Origin of the sequence: Pseudomonas sp. JAI111, from assembly GCF_024809425.1 — a bacterium.
Taxonomy (GTDB): Bacteria; Pseudomonadota; Gammaproteobacteria; order Pseudomonadales; family Pseudomonadaceae; genus Aquipseudomonas.
Genome location: NZ_JANUCB010000003.1, coordinates 198,085 through 224,109, shown reverse-complemented (window position 1 = coordinate 224,109; position 26,025 = coordinate 198,085). Strand labels below are relative to the sequence as shown.

General features: G+C 59.7%; 24 protein-coding genes and 1 riboswitch. Of the genes, 11 read left to right on the top strand and 13 right to left on the bottom strand.

Features of this window, described 5'->3' with window-relative positions:
- Positions 1-6: 6 nt before the first annotated feature.
- Both madL and madM read left to right on the top strand, forming a co-directional pair.
- A complete protein-coding gene (madL, locus tag HNR03_RS11920) occupies positions 7-423 on the top strand; it encodes a malonate transporter subunit MadL (RefSeq protein WP_208671061.1) in 417 nt (138 codons plus the stop codon).
- A 1-nt stretch (position 424) separates the two neighbouring features.
- Positions 425-1,189 (top strand): malonate transporter subunit MadM, encoded by a 765-nt coding sequence (gene madM / locus HNR03_RS11915; protein ID WP_259153726.1) that lies wholly within the window; start codon positions 425-427, stop codon positions 1,187-1,189.
- 117 nt (positions 1,190-1,306) lie between these two features.
- On the opposite strand, the gene HNR03_RS11910 is transcribed toward madM, so the two are convergent.
- Positions 1,307-2,221 (bottom strand): LysR substrate-binding domain-containing protein, encoded by a 915-nt coding sequence (locus tag HNR03_RS11910; protein ID WP_222588817.1) that lies wholly within the window; start codon positions 2,219-2,221, stop codon positions 1,307-1,309.
- 237 nt (positions 2,222-2,458) lie between these two features.
- Here HNR03_RS11910 and HNR03_RS11905 point away from each other — a divergent pair, with 237 nt between their 5' ends.
- Positions 2,459-3,076 (top strand): hemolysin III family protein, encoded by a 618-nt coding sequence (locus HNR03_RS11905; protein ID WP_259153725.1) that lies wholly within the window; start codon positions 2,459-2,461, stop codon positions 3,074-3,076.
- A 115-nt stretch (positions 3,077-3,191) separates the two neighbouring features.
- On the opposite strand, the gene HNR03_RS11900 is transcribed toward HNR03_RS11905, so the two are convergent.
- Together HNR03_RS11900 and HNR03_RS11895 are read right to left on the bottom strand one after the other, a co-directional pair.
- Positions 3,192-3,911 (bottom strand): 16S rRNA (uracil(1498)-N(3))-methyltransferase, encoded by a 720-nt coding sequence (locus tag HNR03_RS11900; protein ID WP_259153724.1) that lies wholly within the window; start codon positions 3,909-3,911, stop codon positions 3,192-3,194.
- A 134-nt stretch (positions 3,912-4,045) separates the two neighbouring features.
- Positions 4,046-5,452 (bottom strand): adenosylmethionine--8-amino-7-oxononanoate transaminase, encoded by a 1,407-nt coding sequence (locus HNR03_RS11895; RefSeq protein ID WP_259153723.1) that lies wholly within the window; start codon positions 5,450-5,452, stop codon positions 4,046-4,048.
- 223 nt (positions 5,453-5,675) lie between these two features.
- Between HNR03_RS11895 and HNR03_RS11890 the strand changes: the two genes are divergently transcribed.
- The 3 genes from HNR03_RS11890 (at position 5,676) to HNR03_RS11880 (ending at position 8,881) form a co-directional block, all read left to right on the top strand.
- Positions 5,676-7,436: a flavin monoamine oxidase family protein gene (locus HNR03_RS11890; RefSeq protein ID WP_222588814.1), complete on the top strand. Its 1,761-nt coding sequence runs from the start codon at positions 5,676-5,678 to the stop codon at positions 7,434-7,436.
- Positions 7,437-7,703: 267 nt separating this feature from the next.
- Positions 7,704-8,255: a cytochrome b gene (locus HNR03_RS11885; RefSeq protein ID WP_222588813.1), complete on the top strand. Its 552-nt coding sequence runs from the start codon at positions 7,704-7,706 to the stop codon at positions 8,253-8,255.
- Positions 8,256-8,287: 32 nt separating this feature from the next.
- Entirely contained in the window at positions 8,288-8,881 is a 594-nt protein-coding gene (locus HNR03_RS11880; RefSeq protein ID WP_027926598.1) for a YceI family protein, read from the top strand.
- A gap of 234 nt (positions 8,882-9,115) precedes the next feature.
- Here the strand turns inward: HNR03_RS11880 and HNR03_RS11875 are convergent, their stop codons facing one another.
- From HNR03_RS11875 to ahcY, 4 genes are all read right to left on the bottom strand, one after another.
- A complete protein-coding gene (locus tag HNR03_RS11875) occupies positions 9,116-10,990 on the bottom strand; it encodes a DEAD/DEAH box helicase (RefSeq protein WP_222588812.1) in 1,875 nt (624 codons plus the stop codon).
- Between the two features lie 223 nt (positions 10,991-11,213).
- Positions 11,214-12,029 carry an ABC transporter substrate-binding protein gene (locus tag HNR03_RS11870; RefSeq protein WP_259153722.1) on the bottom strand — a complete coding sequence of 272 codons (816 nt, stop codon included), beginning with the start codon at positions 12,027-12,029 and terminating at the stop codon, positions 11,214-11,216.
- Positions 12,030-12,197: 168 nt separating this feature from the next.
- The gene (metF, locus tag HNR03_RS11865) at positions 12,198-13,043 is read right to left on the bottom strand and encodes a methylenetetrahydrofolate reductase [NAD(P)H] (protein ID WP_222588810.1); all 846 of its coding nucleotides are present in this window, start codon (positions 13,041-13,043) and stop codon (positions 12,198-12,200) included.
- Positions 13,044-13,228: 185 nt separating this feature from the next.
- Complete coding sequence (ahcY, locus tag HNR03_RS11860; protein WP_090178709.1) at positions 13,229-14,638, bottom strand: adenosylhomocysteinase; 1,410 nt, start codon at positions 14,636-14,638, stop codon at positions 13,229-13,231.
- A gap of 23 nt (positions 14,639-14,661) precedes the next feature.
- Positions 14,662-14,764: riboswitch (S-adenosyl-L-homocysteine riboswitch) on the bottom strand.
- 190 nt (positions 14,765-14,954) lie between these two features.
- Here ahcY and HNR03_RS11855 point away from each other — a divergent pair.
- Together HNR03_RS11855 and HNR03_RS11850 are read left to right on the top strand one after the other, a co-directional pair.
- Positions 14,955-15,362: an acyl-CoA thioesterase gene (locus HNR03_RS11855; RefSeq protein ID WP_090178712.1), complete on the top strand. Its 408-nt coding sequence runs from the start codon at positions 14,955-14,957 to the stop codon at positions 15,360-15,362.
- 200 nt (positions 15,363-15,562) lie between these two features.
- Entirely contained in the window at positions 15,563-16,450 is an 888-nt protein-coding gene (locus HNR03_RS11850) for a formate/nitrite transporter family protein (protein WP_222588809.1), read from the top strand.
- Here the strand turns inward: HNR03_RS11850 and HNR03_RS11845 are convergent, their stop codons facing one another.
- A complete protein-coding gene (locus HNR03_RS11845) occupies positions 16,451-17,716 on the bottom strand; it encodes a sodium:proton antiporter (protein WP_259153721.1) in 1,266 nt (421 codons plus the stop codon).
- A 137-nt stretch (positions 17,717-17,853) separates the two neighbouring features.
- Positions 17,854-19,023, bottom strand: coding sequence for an MFS transporter (locus HNR03_RS11840; protein WP_222588807.1), 1,170 nt, complete (start codon positions 19,021-19,023; stop codon positions 17,854-17,856).
- A gap of 218 nt (positions 19,024-19,241) precedes the next feature.
- On the opposite strand from HNR03_RS11840, the gene HNR03_RS11835 reads away from it, so the two are divergent.
- Together HNR03_RS11835 and HNR03_RS11830 are read left to right on the top strand one after the other, a co-directional pair.
- Positions 19,242-20,075 (top strand): EamA family transporter, encoded by an 834-nt coding sequence (locus tag HNR03_RS11835; protein WP_090178729.1) that lies wholly within the window; start codon positions 19,242-19,244, stop codon positions 20,073-20,075.
- Positions 20,076-20,114: 39 nt separating this feature from the next.
- Positions 20,115-20,498, top strand: coding sequence for an MAPEG family protein (locus tag HNR03_RS11830; RefSeq protein ID WP_259153720.1), 384 nt, complete (start codon positions 20,115-20,117; stop codon positions 20,496-20,498).
- 128 nt (positions 20,499-20,626) lie between these two features.
- Here the strand turns inward: HNR03_RS11830 and HNR03_RS11825 are convergent, their stop codons facing one another.
- Entirely contained in the window at positions 20,627-21,811 is a 1,185-nt protein-coding gene (locus HNR03_RS11825; protein ID WP_259153719.1) for a murein transglycosylase A, read from the bottom strand.
- A gap of 128 nt (positions 21,812-21,939) precedes the next feature.
- On the opposite strand from HNR03_RS11825, the gene HNR03_RS11820 reads away from it, so the two are divergent.
- Positions 21,940-22,389, top strand: coding sequence for a cytochrome c (locus HNR03_RS11820; RefSeq protein WP_259153718.1), 450 nt, complete (start codon positions 21,940-21,942; stop codon positions 22,387-22,389).
- A 111-nt stretch (positions 22,390-22,500) separates the two neighbouring features.
- Here HNR03_RS11820 and HNR03_RS11815 read toward each other — a convergent pair whose 3' ends face one another.
- The 3 genes from HNR03_RS11815 to metK all read right to left on the bottom strand — a co-directional run bounded on the left by HNR03_RS11815 (position 22,501) and on the right by metK (position 26,015).
- Entirely contained in the window at positions 22,501-22,896 is a 396-nt protein-coding gene (locus tag HNR03_RS11815; protein WP_222588803.1) for a DUF1090 domain-containing protein, read from the bottom strand.
- 95 nt (positions 22,897-22,991) lie between these two features.
- Positions 22,992-24,665: an NAD-dependent DNA ligase LigB gene (gene ligB / locus HNR03_RS11810; RefSeq protein WP_259153715.1), complete on the bottom strand. Its 1,674-nt coding sequence runs from the start codon at positions 24,663-24,665 to the stop codon at positions 22,992-22,994.
- 159 nt (positions 24,666-24,824) lie between these two features.
- Entirely contained in the window at positions 24,825-26,015 is a 1,191-nt protein-coding gene (gene metK, locus HNR03_RS11805) for a methionine adenosyltransferase (protein ID WP_259153707.1), read from the bottom strand.
- Between the last annotated feature and the right edge of the window lie 10 nt (positions 26,016-26,025).

Below are 26,025 nucleotides of genomic sequence, written 5' to 3'. Positions count from 1 at the left end.
ACAACAATGATTATTTACGGTGTGGCGCTGTTGGCGATCTGTACGCTGGCAGGGGTGATATTGGGTGACCTGCTCGGTGTGTTGCTCGGCGTGAAATCAAACGTCGGTGGCGTCGGCATAGCGATGATCCTGCTGATCTGCGCGCGGTTGTGGATGCAAAAACGCGGCGGCATGACCAAGGATTGCGAGATGGGCGTCGGTTTCTGGGGCGCGATGTACATTCCGGTGGTGGTCGCGATGGCTGCGCAACAGAACGTCGTCGCGGCTCTGCACGGTGGCCCGGTGGCGGTGCTGGCGGCCATCGGCTCGGTCGTGATTTGCGGCTGCACCATTGCCTTGATCAGCCGGACTCACAAAGGTGAACCTTTGCCCGATGAACCGGTGGACATCACACCGGTCGGCACCCCAGTAGGAGGCCGCTGATATGTGGGATCTCATTCAGAAGGGCCTGGTCAATAACAGTCTGATCACAGCGTTTGCCTTTATCGGCGTGATCATGTGGGTGTCGGTGGTGTTGTCCAAGCGCCTGACGTTCGGGCGGATTCACGGTTCGGCGATTGCCATTGTGATTGGCCTGGTATTGGCCTGGGTCGGCGGCACCATGACCGGTGGGCAAAAAGGCCTGGCGGACCTGTCGCTGTTTTCCGGCATCGGCCTGATGGGCGGCGCCATGCTGCGAGACTTTGCCATCGTTGCGACAGCGTTCGAAGTGCAAGCCACCGAAGCGAAAAAGGCCGGTTTGATCGGCGCGATTGCGCTGTTGCTGGGCACGATCCTGCCGTTCATTGTCGGGGCGAGCATTGCCTGGGCGTTCGGTTACCGCGATGCGATCAGCATGACCACCATTGGCGCGGGCGCGGTGACTTACATCGTCGGGCCAGTGACCGGTGCGGCGATTGGCGCGAGTTCGGATGTGGTGGCGTTGTCGATTGCCACCGGGCTGATCAAGGCGATTTTCGTGATGGTCGGCACGCCGATGGCGGCGAAATGGATGGGCCTGGATAACCCGCGCTCGGCGATGGTCTTTGGCGGTCTGGCCGGGACAGTGAGTGGCGTGACGGCCGGGTTGGCGGCAACGGATCGGCGGCTGGTGCCTTATGGCGCGTTGACGGCGACGTTCCACACTGGGCTTGGGTGCCTGCTTGGGCCTTCGTTGTTGTACTTCATTGTTCGCGGGATTGTCGGCTGACTGATCGTTCCCACGCTCTGCGTGGGAATGCCTCTATGGACGCTCTGCGTCCGCTTTGGGACGCAGAGCGTCCCGGGCTGCATTCCCACGCAGAGCGTGGGAACGATCAACTCGGTCTTAAGCATGCCGATTGGCATACATCCGACACTCCGCCAGCAGCGCCAGCAAGTTCGGATCGCGCTCCTTGGCCTTCAAGAACACCACGCCGATGTGCTGCTGCAACCGATACTTTTCCTGCAACGGAATCAGCTTCACCCGATTCTCGTACACCGCCGCAATCCTCCCCGGCAGCAACGCATAACCGACCCCGGAGCTGACCATGCTCAGCAGGGTGAAGATGTCGTTGACCTGCATCGCCACCTTCGGCTCGAACCCCGCCTGCTTGAACACCCGATTGCCGTCCTGATGCGTGGCAAAACCCTGGGTCAGGGTAATGAACGTCTCGTCGCGGACCTCGGCCAGGTCGACTTCCGTGCGTTGGGCGAATTTCGAATCCGCCGGCGTGGCGAGGAAAATGTCGTCGGAAAACAGCTGGATCTGCTCGCAGTCCGGGTCGTTGACGCTGTCGTCCAGGGACACCAGAATCGCGTCGACTTCCATGTTCTTGAGCTTGTACAACAGGTCGAAATTCGAGCCGAGGATCAGGTCGATGTTGAGCTCGCTGCGACGGATCTTCAGGCCCATGATCAGTTGCGGCACGGTTTTCACGGTCAGCGAATACAGCGAGCCAAGCTTGAAGCGTTCAGCGGAGAACCCGGCGGCTTCACGGGTCAGGCGCACGGTTTCGACCACGTCCTGAATCAGCTTTTGTGCCCGTTCTTCCAGGACATAAGCGCTTTCCAGCGGGGTGAGATTGCGCCCTTCGTGTTTGAACAGCGGGCAGCGCAGGGCGCTTTCCAGTGAATGGATGGCTCGGTGCACGCTGACGTTGCTGGTCTGCAACTCGGCGGCTGCCCGGGCCAGATTGCCGGTGCGCATGAAGGCCAGGAACACCTCGAGTTTTTTCAGGGTCAACTCTTCGTCAATCAGCATGGGCATCGCTCTTATTCGAATAGCTCGATTGTGCACGCATGCGGCTTCTTGTAGGAGCTGTCGAGTGAAACGAGGCTGCGATCTTTTGATCTTGTTTCTAAAAAATCAAAGTCAAACGATCGCAGCCTCGTTTCACTCGACAGCTCCTACAGGGGATTTGTGTTTGAAACATTGCGCTTTTACGCTCAAGGCTTGAGCCTTGCGCAATGTTGTAGCGAATTCAGAGGTGAGCAATACATGTATCACGGGGAAAGATTGAATGCCTGGACGCATCTGGTCGGGGCGGTGGCGGCGACGGTCGGGGTGGTGTGGATGCTGGTGATTGCCAGCATGGACGGCAGCCCATGGAAGATCGTCAGCGTGGCGATTTACGGGTTTACCTTGATGGTGCTCTACAGCGCATCTACCGTGTATCACAGCGTGCGCGGGCGCAAGAAAGCGATCATGCAGAAGGTCGATCACTTTTCGATCTACCTGCTGATTGCCGGCAGCTACACACCTTTCTGCCTGGTCACCCTGCGCGGGCCGTGGGGCTGGACGTTGTTCGGGATTGTCTGGGGCCTGGCGTTGATTGGCATCCTGCAAGAGATCAAGCCGCGCTCGGAAGCGCGAATTCTGTCGATCGTGATTTACGCCGTGATGGGCTGGATCGTGCTGGTGGCGGTCAAGCCGCTCATTGCCGCGCTGGGTACTGCGGGGTTCGCCTGGCTGGCGTCGGGCGGCATCTTGTACACCGTGGGGATTATCTTTTTTGCCCTGGACCATCGCCTGCGGCATGCGCACGGGATCTGGCATCTGTTCGTGATCGCTGGGAGTTTGCTGCACTTTGTGGCGATTCTGTTTTACGTCCTTTGAACCTAAGTGATCGTTCCCACGCTCTGCGTGGGAATGCCTCTAGGGACGCTCTGCGTCCAGTGACGCGGAGCGTCACGGGCTGCATTCCCACGCAGAGCGTGGGAACGATCGGAGCCTAGAAGTCGCCCCACAGTTGTTGCGCCACTGCCAACGCTACGACCGGCGCAGTCTCAGTGCGCAACACCCGAGGGCCGAGGCGGGCGGCGTGAAAGCCTGCAGACTGAGCCTGATCCACTTCAGCATCCGACAACCCACCCTCGGGGCCAATCAGGAATGCCAATGTTGCCGGCTTGGCATGGCTCACCAGCGGCTCAGCCACTGGATGCAGCACCAACTTCAGTTCTGCCTCGGTCTGCTTCAACCAGTCCGCCAGCAGCAGCGGTGGATGAATCACCGGCACCCGCGAGCGCCCGCATTGTTCACATGCGCTGATTGCCACTTGGCGCCAATGCATCAGGCGTTTGTCGGCGCGTTCGTCCTTGAGCCGGACTTCGCAACGGTCGCTGAAGATCGGGGTGATTTCAGTGACGCCCAGTTCGGTCGCCTTCTGAATCGCCCAGTCCATGCGCTCGCCACGGGACAGGCCCTGGCCAAGATGGATCTGCAAGGGCGACTCGACCTGACCGGCGAAACTTTCATCGATTTGCACCACGACGCGCTTCTTGCCGACCTCCACCAGTGTGGCGCGAAACTCATGGCCCGAGCCGTCGAACAGCTGCAGCGCATCACCTTCGGCCATGCGCAGCACGCGACTGATGTAATGGGCCTGGGCCTCAGGCAACTCGTGTTCGCCAGTGCTCAAGGGGGCGTCGATAAAGAAGCGGGACAGTCTCATGCGGGTTCTCTTTGAATTGATCGTTCCCACGCTCTGCGTGGGAATGCCTCACCGGACGCTCTGCGTCCGCTTTTGGGACGCAGAGCGTCCCGGGCTGCATTCCCACGCAGAGCGTGGGAACGAGCGTTGCTCAATTAGCCCGGATCGCGGAAGCCCGGGTGAAAGTCCTTCGGCACTGAAACGCTGACGCTGTTGCGGGTCGCGATGTCGATGCCTTCGCTGGCCACTTCGGCCAGAAAGTCGATCTGCTCGGGCGTAATCACGTACGGCGGCAGGAAATACACCACGCTGCCCAATGGACGAAGTAAAGCACCGCGCTCCAATGCATGCTGGAACACCTTCAAGCCGCGACGTTCCTGCCACGGATAAGCTTCTTTCGTTGCTTTGTCCTTGACCATCTCGATGGCCAGCACCATGCCGGTCTGGCGCACTTCCGACACGTTCGGGTGATCGACCAGGTGCGCGGTGGAGGAGGCCATGCGCTGCGCCAGGGCTTTGTTGTTTTCGATGACGTTGTCTTCTTCGAAGATATCCAGCGTCGCCAGGGCGGCCGCGCACGCCAGCGGATTGCCGGTGTAGCTGTGCGAATGCAGGAAGGCGCGCAGGGTCGGGTAGTCGTCGTAGAAAGCGCTGTAGACATCCTCGGTCGTCACGCACGCCGCCAGCGGCAGATAACCGCCGGTCAGGGCTTTGGACAGGCAGAGAAAATCTGGACGGATGCCTGCCTGCTCACAGGCGAACATCGTCCCGGTGCGACCGAAGCCGACGGCGATTTCGTCGTGGATCAGGTGCACGCCGTAGCGGTCGCAGGCTTCGCGCAGCAGTTTGAGGTACACCGGGTGATACATGCGCATGCCGCCGGCGCCCTGGATCAGCGGCTCGACGATCACCGCGGCGACGGTGTCGTGATGCTCGGCCAGGGTCTGTTCCATGGCGGCGAACATGTTGCGCGAGTGTTCCTCCCAGCTCATGCCTTCGGGGCGCAGGTAGCAATCGGGGCTCGGCACCTTGATGGTATCGAGCAGCAGCGCCTTGTAAGTCTCGGTGAACAGCGGCACGTCGCCCACCGACATCGCGGCCATGGTTTCGCCGTGGTAGCTGTTGGTCAGCGTGACGAAGCGCTTCTTGTTTGGCTGGCCGCGGTTGAGCCAGTAGTGAAAGCTCATTTTCAGCGCGACTTCGATGCAGGACGAACCGTTATCGGCGTAGAAGCATCGGGTCAGGCCTTCCGGGGTCATCTTCACCAGGCGCTCGGACAGCTCAATCACTGGCTGATGGCTGAAACCGGCCAGAATCACGTGTTCCAGTTGGTCGACCTGATCCTTGATGCGCTGGTTGATGCGCGGGTTGGCGTGGCCAAACACGTTGACCCACCAGGAACTGACTGCGTCGAGGTAGCGTTTGCCTTCGAAGTCTTCCAGCCAAACGCCTTCACCGCGCTTGATCGGGATCAGCGGCAGCTGTTCGTGGTCTTTCATCTGGGTACAGGGATGCCACAACACAGCGAGATCGCGTTGCATCCACTGATTATTCAGGCCCATTTTCAGTCTCCTCGAGGCGGCTCGCGACATGCGCGGGCAAACAATCGCGCAAGCCTATGCAATGCGTCGCCTGGGGACAACCTATTGTGTGGTTTGAACTACTTTGTATAGGGAGTAAAGACGTCGCTGGCGGCCTTTTGATGGCTGACGTATTCTTCGCGGTTCTTTGAGTCGTCTGGCTCCTAAAACCGCTATTTCCTCGTGTATTTCCGGAGTTCGCTGAATGTCTGCTGGTTGGCTGCGCGCCTGTGCGCTGGTGATGTTGGGGCTGTTCAGCGTGTCTGCGCTGGCCAAGGATAAAACCGCGATCGTGATCGGCGGCGGGCTCTCGGGCCTCACCGCAGCTTACGAACTGCAGAACAAAGGCTGGCAGGTGACCCTGCTGGAAGCCAAGCCGAGCCTGGGCGGTCGCTCCGGTATGGCCACCAGTGAATGGATCGGCAACGACAAGACCCAGCCGGTCCTGAACAAATACGTATCGACCTTCAAGCTGAGCACCACGCCAGCCCCTGAATTCGTGCGGACGCCGGGCTACCTGATCGACGGCGTGTATTACACCGCTGCCGACCTGGCGACCAAGGAACCGGCCACCAGCGATGCGCTCAAGCGCTACGAAAAAACCCTGGATGACCTGGCACGCTCGATTGAAGACCCACAGAATCCGGCCGCCAACAACACCTTGTTCGCGCTGGACCAGATCAACGTGGCCAACTGGCTTGATCGTCTGAGCCTGCCCGCCACTGCACGTCAGCTGGTGAATCAGCAGATCCGTACCCGTTATGACGAGCCTTCGCGCCTGTCGCTGCTGTACTTCGCACAGCAAAACCGTGTCTACCTTGGCGTCTCCGACCGTGACCTGCGCGCTTCGCGCCTGCTCGGTGGTAGCCCGGTGTTGGCCCAGGCCTTCGTCAAACAGCTGAAAACCATCAAGACCAGTTCCCCGGTGTCGAGCATCACGCAGGACAAGGACGGCGTGACCGTCAAAGTCGGCAGCGTTGGCTATCAGGCGGATTACGTCGTGGTTGCAGTGCCATTGCGTGCCCTGAGCAAGATCCAGATGACCCCGTCCCTGGATGCTCAGCACATGGGCGCCATCAGCGGCACCAACTACGGCTGGCGCGACCAGATCATGCTGAAGTTCAAGACGCCTGTGTGGGAAAGCAAGGCGCGCATGTCCGGTGAGATCTACAGCAACACCGGCCTGGGCATGTTGTGGGTCGAGCCGGCGTTGAAAGGCGGCGCCAACGTGGTGATCAACATTTCCGGCGACAACGCGCGGGTGATGCAGGCCTTCGGCGACAAGCAGATGGCCGATCAGGTGCTGATTCGTCTGCACGCGTTTTATCCACAGGCACGCGGTTCGTTCACCGGTTATGAAATCCGCCGCTACAGCACCGACCCGTCGATGGGCGGCGCTTACCTGGCCTTCGGTCCTGGCCAGATCAGCAAATACTGGCGCTTGTGGGAACGTCCGCTGCAACGCGTAGCGTTCGCCGGTGAGCACACCGACACCTTGTACCCGGGCACTCTGGAAGGCGCATTGCGCACCGGTCAGCGTGCAGCCAGCCAGGTTGAAGACCTGGCCGCCGGCAAGTCGTTTGAGCCAGCGAAGGTGGTTCCGGCAGCGACGGCTGTTGCAGCCGGCGCGGTGGCGGCGAAGAAAGGCAACTTCTTCACCAACCTGTTCAGTGGTTCGTCGAGTGATGACAAGAAACCGGAACCGGTCAAGGCGCCAGAGCCTGTAACTCCGCCAGCACCGACGCCCGCTCCAGTGCCAACACCGGCCCCTGCGCCCGTGGAAGCACCGAAGCCTGTGGAGCCGACCAAAGCCGAGCCCGCTAAAAAAGCCGCAACCAAACATGGTGCGAAGAAACCTGCGGCCAAAACCGAGACTAAAAAGGCAGCGGCCAAACCAGCGGCCAAGAAACCCGCGGCTAAACCTGCTGCGACTGCCCCGGCAGCGACTGAAACCAAAGCGCAGTAAGGCTTTGGGGTGAAGAAAAGCGCGGCACAGATGCCGCGCTTTTTTTATGCCGGAAGAAAACCAGGTTCAAAGAATCGAATAAACCAAGTGGCGGAAGTGTTCATTAGGTGGACTTCGATTTTTTCCGCACACTGGGTCTTTAATCTTTCCTTAACAGATGCCTTACAGACTCTTGATCGTATTTCTCGATATTTCAAAGCGAAATTTTCCGCTTTAATTCGATAAGTAAATCGATAGTCTTGGGCCAGCACTTACAGGGACTCGGCAATGCAACTACGAAACTCTACTTCTCGCTACGGCTGGGTCAGCATCTTCATGCACTGGGGCGTAGCGCTGGCAGTATTCGGTTTGTTCGGCCTGGGTTTGTGGATGGTCGGTCTCGGCTACTACGATCCATGGCGCAAGGCAGGACCTGATCTGCACAAGAGCATCGGTTTGATCCTGCTGGCTGTCATGGTATTGCGCGTATTGTGGCGCTTCATCAGCCCACCGCCGCCTACGCTGAGCAGTTACAGCCGCATGACGCGCCTTGGCGCCAAGTTCGGGCATGCCTTTCTGTATCTCTGTTTGTTCGCTGTGATGATTGCCGGTTACCTGATTTCCACCGCCGAAGGTGTCGGGATTCCGGTGTTTGACTGGTTTGAAGTGCCTGCACTGGTTTCCGGGCTACCGGACCAGGCAGATAACGCCGGTGCGATTCATCTCTACCTGGCCTGGTTGCTGGTGATTTTTTCCGGTCTCCATGCGTTGGCAGCTTTGAAGCACCACTTTATCGATCGTGATGTGACACTGAAACGAATGCTGGGTCGTAAAGCCTGACGTTCAACTTAGCCCCTCAAGGAATACAAGACATGTTGAAAAAGACTCTCGCCGCTCTGGCAATCGGTTCTGCACTGTTGTCCGCCAACGTGATGGCGGCTGACTATGTTGTCGACAAAACCGGGCAGCACGCCTTCGTCGACTTCAAGATCAGCCACCTGGGCTACAGCTACATCACCGGTACCTTCAAGGACATCGACGGCAAGTTCAGCTTCGACGCAGCCAAGCCTGAAGACAGCAAGATCGAGTTCAACGTGAACACCGCCAGCGTGTTTACCAACAACGCTGAACGCGACAAGCACATCTCCAGCAAAGACTTCCTGAAAGTGGCTGATTTCCCTAAAGCCACGTTCGTGTCTACCAGCGTTAAAACCACCGGCAAAAATGCCGACGGTAAAGTCACTGCCGACGTGGCCGGCGACCTGACCATTGCGGGTGTCACCAAGCCAGTCGTGGTCAAGGCCACTTTCCTGGGTGAAGGCAAGGATCCATGGGGCGGCTACCGTGCCGGTTTTGAAGGCACTACCAGCATCAAGCGTTCTGATTTCGGCAAGATGATGGACCTGGGTCCACAGTCCGATGCTGTTGATCTGTACGTCACCTTTGAAGGTGTGAAAGCGAAGTAATTTTTTCGCCTGACACAAAAACGCCCCCGGCCTCACGGTCAGGGGCGTTTTTTATTGCCGAACATAAATCCCTTGTAGGAGTGAGCCTGCTCGCGATGGCGGTGGCTCATTCAATACTAATGTCGACTGACCTGACGCCATCGCGAGCAGGCTCACTCCTACAGGGATTATTTGTCAGGCTAAAAAAATGCCCCGGATCTTGCGATCAGGGGCATTTTTCATTGCGGCGATAACTTAGCGATTGCGGGTCAGCAAGGCTGGTTTTTCACCGCGAGGACGGCCTGGCAGTTGATCAAGTTGCTCAGGAGTCGGGAAACGATCGGTTTTCGACTCCTTGTGAATGATCTTCGGTGCCGGGCCGCGCGGGTTTTGCACGGCTGGTTCCGAACGCGGCTGATCGTCACGAGCCGGACGACGGTTGCGCGACTCTTCGCGACGGGCCTGACCGTCACGTGGAGCGCCGTTGCGTGGGCCGCTGCGCTTGGCCGGCGGTGTGCCAGTGGTCGCGCCGTCGCTGCTGCGTGGACCGCTTTGGCGACCCTGAGGCTTGCCGCCGGTGCGTGGAGCGCCTGTGCCAGCTGCCGCGCCTTGTGCCGGAGCACCCGGACGGCGGCCACGGCCCTGGGCCGGTTTGGCCTGAGGCACGTAATCAACGCGGTTACCGAAGTTATCCACGTCGTCGTCCAGGAACTCGTCCGGAGCACGGTCAGCGGCAGCGCGTGGCGCCGGACGCTGTTGCTCGCGAGCCGGTGTGCCTTCGCGTGGCTTGTGTTCACGGGCCGGACGATCGCCGCGACCAGTGGCCGCCGGTTTTTCCTTGCCGCCCTTGTCCTTGCCTTTGTCTTTACGACCGCCGCCACCGCCTGTGCCGGTCGGACCGTCGCCGCGCGGGCCACGTGGGTTGCGCGGGTTACGCACATCCGGACGCTCGCGGACTTCAGGTTTCTCGGCTTCTACAGCGCTGGAGTCGAAGCCCATCAGATTGCCGTCGGCAATCTTCTGCTTGGTCATGCGCTCGATGCTTTTGAGCAGCTTTTCTTCGTCGGGAGCGACCAGCGAGATCGCCTCGCCCGAACGACCGGCGCGGCCAGTACGGCCGATACGGTGGACGTAATCTTCATCGACGTTCGGCAGTTCGAAGTTGACCACGTGTGGCAACTGGTCAATGTCCAGACCGCGAGCAGCGATGTCGGTGGCAACCAGGATGCGCACTTCGCCAGCCTTGAAGTCGGCCAGGGCTTTGGTGCGCGCGTTCTGGCTCTTGTTGCCGTGGATCGCGACGGCGGAGAGGCCGTGTTTGTCCAGGTACTCGGCCAGGCGGTTGGCGCCGTGTTTGGTGCGGGTGAACACCAGCACCTGTTCCCAGGCGCCTGCGGTGATCAAATGCGCCAGCAGCGAACGCTTGTGGTTGGCCGGCAGACGGAATACGCGCTGTTCGATGCGCTCGACCGTGGTGTTCGGCGGCGTGACTTCGATGCGTTCCGGGTTGTGCAGCAGCTTGCCGGCAAGGTCGGTGATGTCTTTGGAGAACGTCGCCGAGAACAGCAGGTTCTGACGTTTGCTCGGCAGACGGGCCAGGACCTTCTTCACGTCATGGACAAAGCCCATGTCGAGCATGCGGTCGGCTTCGTCCAGCACGAGGATTTCCACGTGAGACAAATCGACGCTGCCTTGGCCGGCGAGGTCGAGCAGGCGGCCAGGGCAGGCCACCAGCACGTCGACACCGCGGGACATGGCCTGAACCTGTGGGTTCATGCCGACGCCGCCGAAGATGCAGGCGCTGACGAACTTCAGGTCACGGGCATAGACCTTGAAGCTCTCGTGCACTTGAGCCGCGAGTTCGCGGGTAGGGGTCAGGACCAGTACGCGTGGTTGGCGCGGGCCGTGACGCTGGGATTTGTCCGGGTGACCATTGGGGAACAACCGCTCCAGAATCGGAAGGGCGAAGCCGCCGGTTTTACCAGTACCTGTCTGTGCCGCGACCATCAGGTCGCGACCTTGCAACACGGCGGGAATGGCCCGCTGTTGCACCGGAGTAGGCTCGGTATAGCCCGCTGCCTCGATGGCGCGGACTAAAGCCTCGGAGAGACCGAGGGAAGCAAAGGACATGAGTAATCCTGTTTTAGTTAGGGCTTGGCCCAATGGGAGTCTTGCCTGGCGCGAATGGCGTTTAAGAGGAACGCAATCCCGTCCGGTCCTGCTGGGTTTCGAAGGCTCGTCTGGAGCGCTCGCGCGGGCTGAAAAGCTGCGCTGTAGCGGGGTCGAGATGCCTTGAACGATTCCGAGCGTCCGGGCGTGAGCCTGGCGGGAAGGCCGGAGTATAACAGAGCAATCACTGCGCGCCGCTTTCCTGCTGCTCAACGGTTTTTACGAGGGGCGAGGAGGCGCTGGCCGCTTTCACATTGTTGACTGGATCGGCGCCGTATCGGGCGCTCAGCTCGGCATAGGCGGGCTCGCGCTTGAAGCGCTTGAGTTCGGCACCGAAGCGCTGCACCAGCAAATCCATGCCGGCATTGCGGCGTACTGCCAAAAACTGGCTCTGGTGGCTGATGACGGTAGGGTTTTCAGTGATCTTGTCGCGGATGCCCAGCTCATCGAGCAAATGCTGACCGACCCGGCGATCGGTGATCAGCAAGTCGATCCGCCCGCGCACCAGTTTGCCGAAGTTGGCCTCATGAGTCGGTGCAGGTTCCCGTGTGAACAAGGTCGATTCCCTGAAGTCCTGGCTGTACAGATAACCGGGCGAGGTGCCGATGGTCAGGCCTTTGAGGTCGTCCAGGGTGCGGAAGGGGTGAGGGCGCTCGTTGGCGTAGAACATTACGAACTCGACTTCCGACAGCGGTTCGCTGGGGTAGAGCAGCGTCGCGTCGCGTTCGTCGCTGTGGAAAATATCCAGCGCACCGTCCGCTTGACCCGTTTCAAGCATCGAAAGGCAGCGTTTCCATGGCAGGAACTGCCAGTCCACCTCGATCCCCAGGCGTTTGAAGACGATGGCCGTGGTTTCGTAATCCAGGCCCAGGGATTTACCGTTTTCCTCGTACACGTACGGCGCCCACGGTTCCGTGACAATGCGCAGCTTCTCGCCCCGGGCGGCAAAGCTCAGGCAAGTAAAAAGAAACACGGTGAGTAACTGCGCGATCAGAGGCATGGCTTGAGATTACGACGAGAAATCATAAAGAGCCAGAAACTGGATCCAGAAGCTCTGGTTCGGGCGTTAAACGCAAAAGATCGCAGCCTCGTTTCACTCGACAGCTCCTACAGGGATTTGTGCAGGAGCTGTCGAGTAAAACGAGGCTGCGATCTCTTGATCCTGCTTTTAGCGCGGCAACTTCAGGTTGTTCCACACTGCCAGACTCGCTTCAGCCTGATTCAATGTGTAGAAGTGCAGCCCCGGTGCGCCACCTTGCAACAGGCGTTCGCACATTTCGGTGATGACTTGTTCGCCAAAGGCTTGAATGCTCTGGGTGTCGTCGCCGTAGGCTTCCAGTTGCTTGCGGATCCAGCGCGGGATTTCCGCGCCGCAGGCGTCGGAGAAGCGCGCGAGCTTGCTGTAGTTGGTGATCGGCATGATGCCTGGCACGATCGGGATGTTCACGCCCTTCGCCCGTACACGCTCGACGAAGTAGAAGTAGCTGTCGGCGTTGAAGAAGTACTGGGTGATGGCGCTGTTGGCGCCAGCGTTGGCCTTGCGCACGAAGTTGTTCAGATCGTCTTCGAAATTGCGCGCTTGCGGATGCATTTCCGGGTAGGCGGCGACTTCGATATGGAAATGATCGCCGGTCTCTTCACGAATGAATTCAACCAGGTCGTTGGCGTGGCGCAATTCGCCGCTGGCCATGCCCATGCCCGACGGCAGGTCACCGCGCAGGGCGACGATACGCTTGATGCCGGCGGTCTTGTATTGAGCCAGCAGGCCGCGCAGGTCGGCCTTGCTGTCGCCAACGCAGGACAGGTGCGGTGCGGCAGGGACTTTGACTTCGCTTTCGAGTTGCAACACGGTATTGAGGGTTCGATCACGGGTCGAACCGCCAGCGCCATAGGTGCAGGAGAAGAAATCGGGGTTGTACGTAGCCAGCTGACGAGCAGTGGCGAGCAGCTTTTCATGCCCAGCGTCGGTCTTCGTAGGGAAGAACTCGAAGCTGTAGCGACGGTCTTGGGACATGGAGAGGGCCTCCAGCTGCAAGTTGCAAGTTGCAAGCTACAAGAGGGCGTAGCGCCGACTCTCGTCGTTGAAACCCGCAACTAACGGCTGCGTAATAGCGATGAAGAAGCGAGCAACAAGCCTCAAACCTCAAGTAAACGAAACGCTTTTACTTGCCGCTTGAAGCTTGCCACTTGCAGCTGCTGTCAGTACCGGTAAGCGTGCGGCTTGAACGGGCCTTCGACGGTCACGCCGATGTAGTCGGCCTGGGTCTTGGTCAGTCGAGTCACTACGCCGCCGAAACCGCGAACCATTTCCAGAGCCACTTCTTCGTCGAGTTTCTTCGGCAGTACTTCAACGGTCAGGCGCTCGGCTTTCTGGGCTGGCGACAGGTCGGCGTACTTTTGACCGAACAGGAAGATCTGAGCCAGCACCTGGTTGGCGAACGAACCGTCCATGATGCGGCTTGGGTGACCGGTAGCGTTACCCAGGTTAACCAGACGGCCTTCGGCCAGCAGGATCAGGTAGTCGTCGTTCTGGGCGTCGAACGCGCCAGGACCGGTACGGTGGATCTTGTGAACCTGAGGCTTCACTTCTTCCCATGCCCAGTTCTTGCGCATGAAAGCGGTGTCGATTTCGTTGTCGAAGTGGCCGATGTTGCAGACAACAGCGCGCTTCTTCAGGGCTTTGAGCATGTTTGCGTCGCAAACATTGACGTTGCCGGTGGTGGTCACGATCAGGTCGATCTTGCCCAGCAGGGCTTTGTCGATGCTGGCTTCGGTACCGTCGTTGATGCCGTCGATGAACGGCGAAACCAGCTCGTAGCCGTCCATGCAGGCTTGCATGGCGCAGATCGGGTCGACTTCGGAGACCTTGACGATCATGCCTTCCTGACGCAGGGACTGAGCGGAGCCCTTGCCCACGTCACCGTAACCGATGACCAGCGCTTGCTTGCCGGACAGCAGGTGGTCGGTGCCGCGCTTGATCGCGTCGTTCAGGCTATGACGGCAGCCGTACTTGTTGTCGTTCTTGGACTTGGTCACCGAGTCGTTGACGTTGATGGCCGGGATTTTCAGCTCGCCCTTTGCCAGCATGTCCAGCAGGCGGTGAACGCCGGTGGTGGTTTCTTCGGTCACACCGTGGACGCGGTCCAGGATGGCCGGGTATTTCTTGTGCAGCAGCTCGGTCAGGTCGCCGCCGTCGTCGAGGATCATGTTGGCATCCCAAGGCGCGCCATCTTTGAGGATGGTTTGCTCCAGGCACCACTCGTACTCAGCTTCAGTCTCGCCTTTCCAGGCGAAAACCGGGATGCCGGCAGCGGCGATAGCGGCAGCGGCCTGGTCTTGAGTCGAGAAAATGTTGCAGGACGACCAGCGTACTTCGGCACCCAGGGCAACCAGGGTTTCGATCAGCACGGCAGTCTGAATGGTCATGTGGATGCAGCCGAGGATTTTTGCGCCTTTGAGCGGCTGCTCGCTGGCGTATTTGCGACGCAGACCCATCAGGGCAGGCATTTCGGATTCGGCGATGATGGTCTCGCGACGGCCCCAGGCAGCCAGGGACATGTCAGCTACTTTGTAATCGTTAAAATCTGCAGGCGTGATAACAGCGCTCATGAAGAGCCTCCATTCGTAATGTATGCGAATGGGCGCCGTTGTGCGTTTAGTGTCCGGCCGATCATGGCCAGTCAACGCCCCATCCGAGCCTGACAGGTCGAACCTGCTGCAGCGCCCCTCGGACAGGTGGCGGGAAAACGGCAGTAGCCGTTCTAAAACGGTGGCGATTATAGCTTTCTTTATCCGGCTAGTGGCAAGCGACAAGCTACAAGCGGCAAGTAAAAGCGAATCTGCTTTTAACTTGCAGCTTGTCGCTTAAAACTTGAAGCTGGGGGGCATAACCTGTTGCCCAAGCACCTCAAGCCCGGAGCCCCCCATGAATTTCCACACCCGCAAATGGGTAAAACCCGAAGACCTGAACCCCAACGGCACCCTGTTCGGCGGCAGCCTGCTGCGCTGGATCGACGAAGAGGCGGCGATATACGCCATCGTCCAGTTGGGCAATCAACGCGTGGTGACCAAGTACATTTCCGAAATCAACTTCGTCAGCGCCTCGCGCCAAGGCGACATCATTGAGCTGGGGATCACCGCCACCGAATTTGGCCGCACCTCGATTACCCTGACCTGCGAAGTGCGCAACAAGATCACCCGCAAGAGCATCCTGACCGTCGAGAGGATGGTCTTCGTCAACCTCGGCGAAGACGGACTGCCGGCACCGCACGGGCGCACCGAGATCAAGTACGTCAAAGACCAGTTCAAGGAAGATGAATTGGTCACCAAGTAACCTCGGCGGCGGCTGATCGCTGATCGTTCCCACGCTCTGCGTGGGAATGCAGCCCGGGACGCTCCGCGTCCCAAGAGCGGACGCAGAGCGTCCATTGAGGCATTCCCGCGCAGAGTATGAGAACGATCTGTTGAGGGCAGTGAACAGCTCCGAAACCCGCGTGTCGTACCTTCATGACACACCACTGGTTCCGGAGCTTTATGGACACGCAAAAAGACGGCAAGACCCCGAATCTCTCGCCTGAAGAGCAGAAAGACGTCGACAAGAACCAGCCACCGCGCGCGGCGGTGCTGCACGAGATCATTCGTACCCAGGGCGATCAGGAGCTGGAACGCAGTGTCGCTGCCTTATGGTGGTCGGCGTTGGCCGCCGGCCTGACCATGGGGTTGTCGTTGATGGCCATGGGGCTGCTCAACTCTCGGTTGCCTGACGGCGAAGCGTTTAAAGTGATCGCCAGTTTCGGCTACTGCGCAGGGTTTCTCGCGGTCATCCTTGCCCGCCAGCAATTGTTCACCGAAAACACCCTGACGGCCGTGCTGCCGATCATGACCAAGCCCACATTGAGCAATGTCGGCCGGTTGCTGCGTTTGTGGAGTGTCGTGCTGGTCGGCAACCTCTGCGGCACCTTGCTGGTGGCCTACGTGATGTTGCATTTGCCGATTTTCGACAGCAAGACCGACCTGGCCTTTCTCGAGATCGGACGCAAGATCATGGAAAACAGCGCCAGCCAGATGTTCGCCAAGGGCATCGTCTCCGGCTGGATGATTGCCACCATGGTCTGGATGATTCCGTCCATGGAAAGCGCAAAGATGTGGATCATCATCCTCATCACCTACCTCATGGCGCTGGGGGATTTCACCCATATCGTGGTCGGGTCCGCCGAGGTTTCTTACCTGGTGTTTGCCGGCGAGTTGCCGTGGAAGGATTTCTGGCTGGTGTTTGCCGGACCGACACTGGCGGGCAACATCATCGGCGGCAGCTTCATCTTCGCGCTGATCAGCCATGCGCAGATCCGCAGCGAAAGCGGACCGCCGAAGAACACTGCGAATCAGGGCGCGGCCCCCGATCCGCAGAAACGCAAAGACTGATCAGTGATGCTCGGCCTGTGCCGCTGGCGCAGGCTCATCCCGGGTCACGAACTTGACCAGTTTGCCAATGCTCAGACCCTGCAACAGGATCGATGACAGCACCACGATGTAGGTGATGCTCAGCAGCAAGTCACGCTCCGGCCCCAGCGGCAGGGCCAGGGCGAGCGCAACCGAAACACCACCGCGCAAGCCACCCCAGGTCAGAATCCGGATCGTTCCGCGCGGCACCGTGCGCCAGCGCCGCATCAGAAGGATGGCCGGTGCGACTGTCAGCAGGCGCGACAGCAGAATCGCCAGCGCCAGCAAACCCGCGGCCAGCGCATGCAGCCAACTGAACGGCAGCAGCAACAATTCCATGCCGATCAGGGCGAACAGCAGGGCGTTGAGCATGTCGTCGAGCAGTTCCCAGAAACCGTCCAGGTACTTTCGCGTCATGTCGTTCATCGCCAGGTTGCGGCCCAGGTTACCGATGATCAGTCCGGCGACCACCATCGCGATTGGTGCAGACACATGCAGCTCCGACGCCATGGCCGAGCCGCCGATCACCAGCGCCAGGGTCAGCATGACTTCGATCTGATGCTGCTCGATGCTGTTGATCATCAGGTACGCCAGATAGCCGATCAGCCCACCGAACAGCACGCCGCCAATCGCCTCATGAGCGAACAGCATCGCCGTGGCGCCGACGGTCGGGGTTTCGCCGAGTTGAGCAATGCCCAGCAGCACGGTGAAAACCACCACGGCGGTGCCATCGTTGAACAGCGACTCACCGACGATGGTGGTTTTCAGGGGCTTGGACGCATTGGCGGTCCGTAGCACGCCGAGCACCGCGATCGGGTCGGTGGGAGAAATCAACGCGCCGAACAGCAGGCAATAGAGAAAGCTCACGTGCCAGCCGAACAGGGCAAAAATGTAATAGGCGAGGCTGCCGATCACTGCGGTGGCGATCAATACGCCGACCGTCGCCAGCAAACCGATGGGCCAGCGATAATCGCGCAGGTCATTGAGGTTGACGTGCAGGGCGCCAGCGAACAGCAGGAAGGACAGCATCCAGTTCATCAACAGATCGCCAAAGTCGATCTGGCTGATCAACTGCTGGACCCGATCTTCGAGGCCGGGGTAGCCGAGCAGACTCAGGCCTTGCAGCAGCAGGGAAAACATCAGGGCCGTGACCATCACGCCAATGGTCGGGGGCAGGCCGATGAAACGGAAGTTTACGTAGGTGAGGAGCGTGGTGAGGCAAATGAATGCAGCGACAAGTTCAAGCATCCGGGGTCCTTGGATGGGAGGTAGGAGATAGCGATTGCGTAAATCGGCAGGTTACCGCGTCAGCTTCATCGCGAGCAGGCTCGCTCCCACAGGGATCTACGCAGTCAAGCGGGAACGAGCTTGCACGACGCAATGGTTCAGCCGGACACATTGACCGCAGCCGCGCTGCGACGTTGCAGGTAAATAAAGAAAAGCGCGGTCAGCACGGTCAAGCCACTCACAAAGGCGCCGGTCCATGGCAGGTCTGCCAGGTCCGCGCCGCTGGCCACCACCAGCCCGCCGATCCACGCACCAGCCGCGTTGCCGAGATTGAAGGCGCTCTGGTTCAGCGTTGATCCCAGGTTCGGTGCTTCATGCGCTTGGTCGATGATCAGCAATTGCAGAATCGGGCACAGGGCAAAAGCGAAGATGCCCCACAACACCAGCGTGATCGCCGCCGGAATGACCGAGTGACTGGTCTGGCTGAAAGCAGCCAGTACGACCGCTACGGCCAACGCCATGCCGACCAGTGACGGCAGCAAGCGGCTGTCCGCCAAGCGGCCGCCCAGCATGCTGCCCGCGGTCAGGCCGACGCCAAACAACAGCAGCATGATGGTCACGCCATGCGGGCTGACGCCGGTGATGTCCTGCAGGATCGGCGCGATATAAGTGAACACGCTGAACAGACTGGTCGACGCCAGCACGCTCATGCCCAATGCCAACAACACATTGACCTTGCCCAGCACTTTGAACTCGCTGGCGAGGTTGGCCTTGTCCATTGCGATGTGCTTTGGCAGCCAGGCCCATTGCGCGATGGCGGCAATCACACCGATCACCGAGACCGCCCAGAACGTCGAGCGCCAGCCGGCGTATTGACCGAGCGCGGTGCCCAACGGCACGCCGAGCACGTTGGCCAGCGTCAGGCCGGTGAACATCATGGCAATCGCTTGCGCCCGCTTGTTCGGGGCGACCAGGCCCGCCGCAACCACCGAACCGATACCGAAGAACGCCCCGTGGCACAACGCAGTGACCACTCGCGCGGCCATCAGCGTGGCGTAGTTCGGCGCCAGCGCACACAGCACGTTACCGAGGATGAACATCAGCGTCATGCCCAGCAACGTGGCTTTGCGCGGCATGTTGGCGGTGCCGATCGCGAGGATCGGCGCGCCGAATACCACGCCCAGGGCGTAGCCGGTAATCAGCAGGCCTGCGTGGGGAATGCTCACGGCGAGGTCGCGGGCGACATCGGGAAGCAAACCCATGATGACGAATTCAGTGGTGCCGATGCCGAAAGCGGCAACAGCGAGGGCAAGCAAGGCGAGTGGCATGCGCAAGGTCTCTGTCGGTAGTCTTGACGCTCTGATCAGGCATACGCATGCCGATGACCGTTCTCGAGGAGAGCGGGCAGGGGCAGAAATTATTGGAATTAGTCTGTGCGCAACTGAGTGCGGCGTGGTCGCTTGCAGTATAAACAGCTGCGAGCCTATGGCGAATCAATAATCCGGGCGTGTCTGGAAGGGAACAACAACAAAATAAGGAGTGTGCCGTGCTTGCGACGGTGTTGGTGTTGGTGGCGGCGCTGTTGCACGCTGCGTGGAATACCCTGATCAAATTCAGTGCCGAACGGTTGCTGGTGGTGGCCTGCATGGACAGCGTGGCGCTGCTGTTCGTCGCTCTGATGCTGCCCTTTGTGGCATTACCGCCGATTGAGATTTGGCCATGGATTCTGGCGTCGGCGGCGTTCGAATTGCTGTATCGCTATTTGCTGATCCAGGCGTACCGGGTCGGCGACCTCGGGTTGGTCTATCCGCTGATGCGCGGTTTGTCACCGCTGGTGGTGCTGGCACTGACACTGATCTTCGCTGGCGAAGTACTGACGAACCAGCAGGTCTTCGGGATTCTGTTGATCCCGTTCGGCATGCTTTGCCTGTTATGGCAGGGCGGCGGCGGCGCGCGGTTGCCTTGGTCGATGTTGCCGGTGGTGGCGTTGATCGGCCTGTGCATCGGCTGCTACACCTACATCGATGGCCAGGCGCTGCGGCGTTGGTCGCACCCCCTGGATTACCTGGTCTGGGTCACGCTGCTCAGCGCCTGGCCGTTCCCGTTGCTGGCGCTGGTGAGCAAGCGGCCGGCGTTCATGCTGTTCTGGCGGGAACAGTGGCGGCTGGGACTGGCGGTCGGGTTTTGCGTGTTGTTCAGCTACGCTTTGGTGCTATGGGCGATGCAGCTGGGGTCAATTGCCGAAGCGGCGGCATTGCGCGAAATCAGCGTGATACTGGTGGTGCTGTTCGGCATGCGTTACCTGAAAGAACCTTTCGGCCGGCCACGGCTCTTAGCCTGTGGGCTGGTGCTGATCGGCATGCTGGTCATGAAGTTTTGACGGCGCCCTGCATTTTTTGAAATTTGAAAAGGACAGCATATGACGGTTGCTCTGTGGTGCATTTTGATCGCGATTTTTTTGCCTTACATCTGCACGGCTATTGCCAAGGTCAGTGGCAGGTACACGTTGAAAGACAACCATGACCCCCGGGACTTTCTCGAATCGCTCAATGGTGTGGGCCGACGCGCGCATGCGGCGCAACTGAACGGCTTTGAGGTGACTCCCGCCTTTGCGGCGGCAGTGATCGTGGCGCACCTGGTGGGCAATGCCGAGCTGGTGACGATCAATGTGTTGTCGGTGTTGTTCATCACCAGCCGGTTGCTCTACATCATTTGCTACCTGGCGGACTGGGCGATCTTGCGGTCGCTGATGTGGTTTGTGGGGATGGGGTTGATCGCCAGTTTCTTTGTGGTGTCGATCTGAGAATATTGAGGTGATTTTGCTGGCCTCATCGCGGGCAAGCCCGCTCCCACAGTTGATCTCTGGTGTTGCATCGATCCAATGTGGGAGCGAGCCTGCTCGCGATGACTAACGGACTGCTAATACAAGAGTTACGGATTGGCCTTCGCCACATCGGCCACTTGAGGCACTTGCGGCAGCGGCGCACCTTTTGGCCATAGCATCCAGATTTGCCCCTGCTGCTTCATGTCCCCGGCCAGTTGCCCGGCCGCCTCGCCAGTGCCCCAGAACAAGTCCGCACGCACTTCGCCGGCAATCGCGCCACCGGTGTCTTGAGCCGCAACCGGCCTTACCAATGCGGTGCCATCCGGTTTAGTGGTCGACAACCACAGCAGGCTGCCCAGCGGAATCACTTTGCGGTCCACGGCTGCGCTGTAACCGGCAGTCAGTGGAACGTTCAGCGAGCCCCGTGGGCCTTCGTTGCTGTCCGGGTTACGGGTGAAGAACACGTAGCTCGGGTTGCTGCCCAGCAATTGGGGAATCCGCGACGGGTTGGCCTTGGCCCAAGTGCTGATCGCGCCCATGGTCACGTCTTCTTTTTTCAGTTCGCCTTGCTCCACCAGCCAACGGCCGATGGGACGATACGGATGGCCATTCTGGTCGGCATACGCAATGCGCAGTTGGCGCCCGTCGTCGAGTTGAATGCGGCCCGAACCCTGGATTTGCAGGAATTGCAGGTTCATCGGATCGGTCAGCCAGGCCACGACCGGTGCCTTGACCCCTTTGGTTTCAATCGTTGCCGCATCGTCGTAAGGCTTGAGTACGCGACCTTCGAGTCGTCCGCGCAGGCGTTTGCCCTTGAGTTCCGGGTAGATGCTGTCCAGCGAGACGATGATCATGTCGTCAGGTACGCCGTACACCGGAATGTTCGCTGTCTCGGTCTGGGTCAGGCTGCCGGGGTAGACCGGTTCGTAATAGCCGGTGATCAATCCGTTGGCGTTGTCATTGGCGGCGCGCAGACCGTAGACGTCGAGGTTCTGCTTGAGGAAAGCGCGGATGTCATTGGCGGTTTGCGGCACATTGGCGGAAGCCGCGCAGGTCGAACCCCAGATCGGGTCGGCCTTGAGTCGCGTGCAGGCGCTGCGCCACGAGCCGAAGCCGGCGACGAGGTCGTTGTCGGTCACTGCCGGCAGTGCTTCCCAGGTGGCGCTGGAATAGGTGGCCAGCGCGTGGGTCTTGGGCGCTTTGTTGTCGCCGCCGGTGCAGCCCGCGAGCACGGCCACCATCGGAAGTGTCCAGGCCAGATTGTGACGCCACGCCTTGAAAAGGCTATTCATGGAGTATTTCCTTTGCCGGTTGCCTGAGTGCTCCATGCGCTCAAGCAACCCGTATTGATAATAGGGCTATTGGTCTTTGCCGGCGACGCGAGGATACTGGCGGCCGTTTCCCGTGATCTGAAGCCAACATGACTCTTAAAAGACTTTCTGTTGTATTGCTGGCCTGTCTGGCCCTGTCCGCTTGCGGTGGTGTTGACCCGAATTCTCCGCTGGGTCAGCGCAAGGCGATCTTCAAGCAGATGCTCAAGACCGGTGAAGACCTGGGCGGCATGTTGCGTGGTCGCATTCCGTTCGACGGTCCGAAGTTCGCCGACGGCGCCGTGAAACTCGATACGTTGTCCCATGAGCCCTGGAAGCATTTCCCGCAGGTGCGTGAAGAAGATCACACCAGCGCCAAGGACAACGTGTGGCAACAGCAGGCACGTTTCCAGGAAATGGCCCGCACCCTTGAAACCGCAACAGGCGAGCTGGTGACTGCCAGCAAGGTTCAGCCTTACAAGGCCAGTAACCTGGGGCCGGCCGTGCAAAAGGTCGAAGATGCCTGCAGCGCGTGTCATAAAGAGTTTCGGAATCATTGATGCTCGTTTGAAGCTCTGAGTTGATCGTTCCCATGCTCCGCGTGGGAATGCCTCAAGGGACGCTCCGCGTCCAGTGACGCAGAGCGTGGGAACGATCAATTATCCTGAGACTTACTTATCCAGTTCATCGAGCGCGTCCTGCAATTCCTTGCGGGACTCGGCGAGTTTGTCTTTACGTTTGTTGATCTTGTCGGGATCGCCATTCTTCATGGCTTTGTCGAGGTCGGCCTGACGCTTGCTGACTTCATGCTTGGCGTCGAGCACCTTGTTTTCCCGTTCCTTCTTCAACGAGGCATCGGTGCAATGGGCGGTGACTTCGCTCAGGGCCGTCTCGAGGCCGGCCTGCTGATCTGCATTACCGTGGGATTTGGCCAGCTCGATCTGATTGATGATCCCCTGTTTCTTGGCCGCGCAACCGGTCAGCTCCGGGGCTTCTTCGGCGGCCATCAGTGGTGCGGCCAACACGCTGCAAAGGGTCAACAAGGCGAGCGGTGAAAGAAATTTCATAAAAGCTCCATGAGCAAAGGCGATCGTGTCGATGTGGCGATGGGCGTTGGAGCCCATTGGCACCTTTGGGTTCCCGGCTGGCGAGACGTCTGCGTTCAGAATCCGTTAATACCGGCCATGTGTAATGTTTCACTCAGTGCCAGAACCTGCGGATCGCGGAAAAACGCGTTCAATTGCGCCGCGCGTCCCGGGCCGATACCAGGTTCTGCCTGCCATTGTTCGGTATTTCGTTGCGCCAGGTCCTTCCATGAATCGCCAAGCCGTGCCTGACCTGTCGGCGGTAACCCCAAGGCTTTGAGCCAGCGAGTAAATGGACGTTGGCGGGCGCTGCTGAAACTGTCTAAAAGTCGGGCGCTGCTGCGCTCACCGAAGCCGTCAATGGTAGCAAGCTCTTGAGCGTCGAGGGTCAACCAATCCAGAAGGCCGTTCAGGTGGCCTGTGTCCAAAAGTTTCTCCCAGGTACCGCGTCCGACGTGAGGCAACGCCAGCCCCTGCTTGCTGCCGAGCCAGGTCAGGCGCGCGAGGAATTGGCTCTCGCAGCCTGATGTGGGTTGCCAACAACTCAAATGATGAAAGTCTGACGCTGACGGAACATTCAGTTCGGCGCGCTCGGTACTGCGCAGCACAACGCCCTCGAGTCTTGGAATGGTCAGTCCTGCGAGGCTGATGGACACTTGGTCGCCGGGGCGAATGTCCATGTCCGTCCAGCGTTGCAGAGAACTGACGCTGACGCGCTTGATCTGTCGGTCATCGAGCTTGACCGGCGTCAGATCCAGCACCGGCGTAATTCGCCCCGTTCGACCAATGTTGAAGTGGACCTTGCGCACTTCTGCCAGCACCTGGGCGAATGGATACTTCCAGGCAACACTCCAGAAGGACGGCCGCGCCTGCCAGCGTTCCGCCGGTGGACGCTGGCTTTGACGCAACACAATGCCATCGCTGGCGAACGGCAGCGGCGCGCGATACCAGTGATCGCGCCAACGCTCGGCGTCAGCAAACGTTTTGATCGGCTGGCTGTAGGGCACCGTACTCGGGAAACCTAACTCATCCAGGGCCGCCACGCGTGCCGGCAACGTGGCCGGGCCCTGCGGCCAGTCCCAGACAAACAACCCGATCCCTTCGGCCTGTTCGGTGTTGAGATGTTTGCGCGCCATCAACCCGGCCACCGTGGAGCGAGCATTGAGGCTGCCGGCCTGGGCTTGCATGTGGTCGGTCAGGCGCCAATAAAGTTCGCCTTGCACCAGCACGTCCAGCGGTTGGGGCAACGTTTGAGGAATCTGCGCGATCTGTCTTGCCGAGGAGGTCCAGTCCTGTCCGTTTACCCCGTCGCCGCGACTGATCGCTTGATGCAGCACACCGTTGCGATAGATCAGCGTCACCGCCACCCCATCGACCTTGGGTTGGACCCAGATATCGTTTCGATCACGCAGCCAGTGTTCTACCGCCTGAGCATCACGCAACTTGTCCAGCCCGGTGTGGGCGACCGGGTGGGCGATCTTGCCGCCAGCGGTGCGCAACGGTTCCGGCGCCAGTCCGAGGTCAAAACAATCTCGCCATTCGTTCAGTTGCGCGCGGGACTGATCATAGATTTCGTCGGCGACCAATGAGCGCCCGCCCCGGTGATAGTGTTCGTCCCAGAGGTCGATCTGCTTTTGCAACGCGGTGATTTCGTCCAAGGCACGGGCGGGTGGCCAGTCGGGGCAGTCGGCGGCATTAGAGTTCAGGCAAAGCAAGGTCAGGAAGGTAACGGTAAACAGGCGCAGAAGCATCGTGAGCGTCCTTGCTCAAAGTGGGGTGCCTGAAGGCTAGGACGGAATTGCGGGGTAAGGCGCTTGATCGTTTTTCAGCGTGTGTCGGTTTGAAAGAGAGGGCAATAAAAAGCCCCGCACGGCGAACCGTGCAGGGCTTTGGGTACCGCTGGGAAAGTCTTACAGGCCGGCAGCCAGACGCAGGTCGTCGGCGCGGTCGGTTTTTTCCCAGGTGAAAGTGGTGAAAGTGTCTTCGCCCACAGTCTTGGTCGCCGGGGTGCGACCGAAGTGGCCGTACGCAGCGGTTTCCTGGTACATCGGGTGCAGCAGGTCAAGCATGGTGGTGATTGCGTATGGACGCAGGTCGAACACTTCGCGAACCAGTTTGACGATTTTGTCGTCGCTGATTTTGCCGGTGCCGAAGGTGTTCAACGAGATCGATGTAGGCTGGGCAACACCGATAGCGTAGGAAACCTGAATCTCGCAACGCTCGGCAAGGCCGGCAGCGACGATGTTCTTGGCCACGTAACGACCGGCGTAGGCCGCCGAACGGTCAACCTTCGATGGATCCTTGCCGGAGAACGCGCCGCCACCATGGCGAGCCATGCCGCCGTAGCTGTCGACGATGATCTTGCGACCGGTCAGGCCGCAGTCGCCCACCGGGCCGCCGATGATGAACTGGCCAGTCGGGTTGATGTGGAACTGGGTGTCTTTGCTCAGCAGTTCGGCAGGCAGCACGTGCTTGACGATCAGCTCCATCACGCCTTCGCGCAGGTCTTTGTACGACACGTCAGGGTTGTGCTGGGTCGACAGGACAACGGCGTCGATACCCACAACCTTGCCGCCTTCGTAACGGCAAGTCACTTGGGACTTGGCGTCCGGGCGCAGCCAAGGCAGCAGGCCGGATTTACGGGCTTCGGCTTGCCGTTGCACAAGCTGGTGCGAGAACGTGATCGGTGCGGGCATCAGCACGTCGGTTTCGTTGCTGGCGTAGCCGAACATCAGGCCCTGGTCGCCAGCGCCCTGATCTTCAGGCTTGGCACGGTCAACGCCCTGGTTGATGTCAGGGGATTGCTTGCCGATGATGTTCATCACGCCGCAAGTAGCGCCGTCGAAGCCGACATCGGAGCTGTTGTAGCCGATGTCCAGAATGACGTTACGCACGATTTCTTCCAGGTCGACCCAGGCCGACGTGGTGACTTCACCTGCAATGATTGCCACGCCGGTCTTGACCAGCGTTTCGCACGCCACACGGGCGAACTTGTCTTCAGCAATGATGGCGTCCAGCACCGCATCGGAAATCTGGTCGGCGATTTTGTCCGGATGCCCTTCGGACACGGACTCGGAGGTGAAGAGGGAGTATTCGCTCATCTCGATTTTT

Excerpts from the sequence above, each read along its gene's own strand:
- madL (WP_208671061.1), top strand. The coding sequence starts at position 7 with ATGATTATTTACGGTGTGGCGCTGTTGGCGATCTGTACGCTGGCAGGG.
- madM (WP_259153726.1), top strand. The coding sequence starts at position 425 with ATGTGGGATCTCATTCAGAAGGGCCTGGTCAATAACAGTCTGATCACA.
- HNR03_RS11910 (WP_222588817.1), bottom strand. The coding sequence starts at position 2,221 with ATGCTGATTGACGAAGAGTTGACCCTGAAAAAACTCGAGGTGTTCCTG.
- HNR03_RS11905 (WP_259153725.1), top strand. The coding sequence starts at position 2,459 with ATGTATCACGGGGAAAGATTGAATGCCTGGACGCATCTGGTCGGGGCG.
- HNR03_RS11900 (WP_259153724.1), bottom strand. The coding sequence starts at position 3,911 with ATGAGACTGTCCCGCTTCTTTATCGACGCCCCCTTGAGCACTGGCGAA.
- HNR03_RS11895 (WP_259153723.1), bottom strand. The coding sequence starts at position 5,452 with ATGGGCCTGAATAATCAGTGGATGCAACGCGATCTCGCTGTGTTGTGG.
- HNR03_RS11890 (WP_222588814.1), top strand. The coding sequence starts at position 5,676 with ATGTCTGCTGGTTGGCTGCGCGCCTGTGCGCTGGTGATGTTGGGGCTG.
- HNR03_RS11885 (WP_222588813.1), top strand. The coding sequence starts at position 7,704 with ATGCAACTACGAAACTCTACTTCTCGCTACGGCTGGGTCAGCATCTTC.
- HNR03_RS11880 (WP_027926598.1), top strand. The coding sequence starts at position 8,288 with ATGTTGAAAAAGACTCTCGCCGCTCTGGCAATCGGTTCTGCACTGTTG.
- HNR03_RS11875 (WP_222588812.1), bottom strand. The coding sequence starts at position 10,990 with ATGTCCTTTGCTTCCCTCGGTCTCTCCGAGGCTTTAGTCCGCGCCATC.
- HNR03_RS11870 (WP_259153722.1), bottom strand. The coding sequence starts at position 12,029 with ATGCCTCTGATCGCGCAGTTACTCACCGTGTTTCTTTTTACTTGCCTG.
- metF (WP_222588810.1), bottom strand. The coding sequence starts at position 13,043 with ATGTCCCAAGACCGTCGCTACAGCTTCGAGTTCTTCCCTACGAAGACC.
- ahcY (WP_090178709.1), bottom strand. The coding sequence starts at position 14,638 with ATGAGCGCTGTTATCACGCCTGCAGATTTTAACGATTACAAAGTAGCT.
- HNR03_RS11855 (WP_090178712.1), top strand. The coding sequence starts at position 14,955 with ATGAATTTCCACACCCGCAAATGGGTAAAACCCGAAGACCTGAACCCC.
- HNR03_RS11850 (WP_222588809.1), top strand. The coding sequence starts at position 15,563 with ATGGACACGCAAAAAGACGGCAAGACCCCGAATCTCTCGCCTGAAGAG.
- HNR03_RS11845 (WP_259153721.1), bottom strand. The coding sequence starts at position 17,716 with ATGCTTGAACTTGTCGCTGCATTCATTTGCCTCACCACGCTCCTCACC.
- HNR03_RS11840 (WP_222588807.1), bottom strand. The coding sequence starts at position 19,023 with ATGCCACTCGCCTTGCTTGCCCTCGCTGTTGCCGCTTTCGGCATCGGC.
- HNR03_RS11830 (WP_259153720.1), top strand. The coding sequence starts at position 20,115 with ATGACGGTTGCTCTGTGGTGCATTTTGATCGCGATTTTTTTGCCTTAC.
- HNR03_RS11825 (WP_259153719.1), bottom strand. The coding sequence starts at position 21,811 with ATGAATAGCCTTTTCAAGGCGTGGCGTCACAATCTGGCCTGGACACTT.
- HNR03_RS11820 (WP_259153718.1), top strand. The coding sequence starts at position 21,940 with ATGACTCTTAAAAGACTTTCTGTTGTATTGCTGGCCTGTCTGGCCCTG.
- HNR03_RS11815 (WP_222588803.1), bottom strand. The coding sequence starts at position 22,896 with ATGAAATTTCTTTCACCGCTCGCCTTGTTGACCCTTTGCAGCGTGTTG.
- ligB (WP_259153715.1), bottom strand. The coding sequence starts at position 24,665 with ATGCTTCTGCGCCTGTTTACCGTTACCTTCCTGACCTTGCTTTGCCTG.
- metK (WP_259153707.1), bottom strand. The coding sequence starts at position 26,015 with ATGAGCGAATACTCCCTCTTCACCTCCGAGTCCGTGTCCGAAGGGCAT.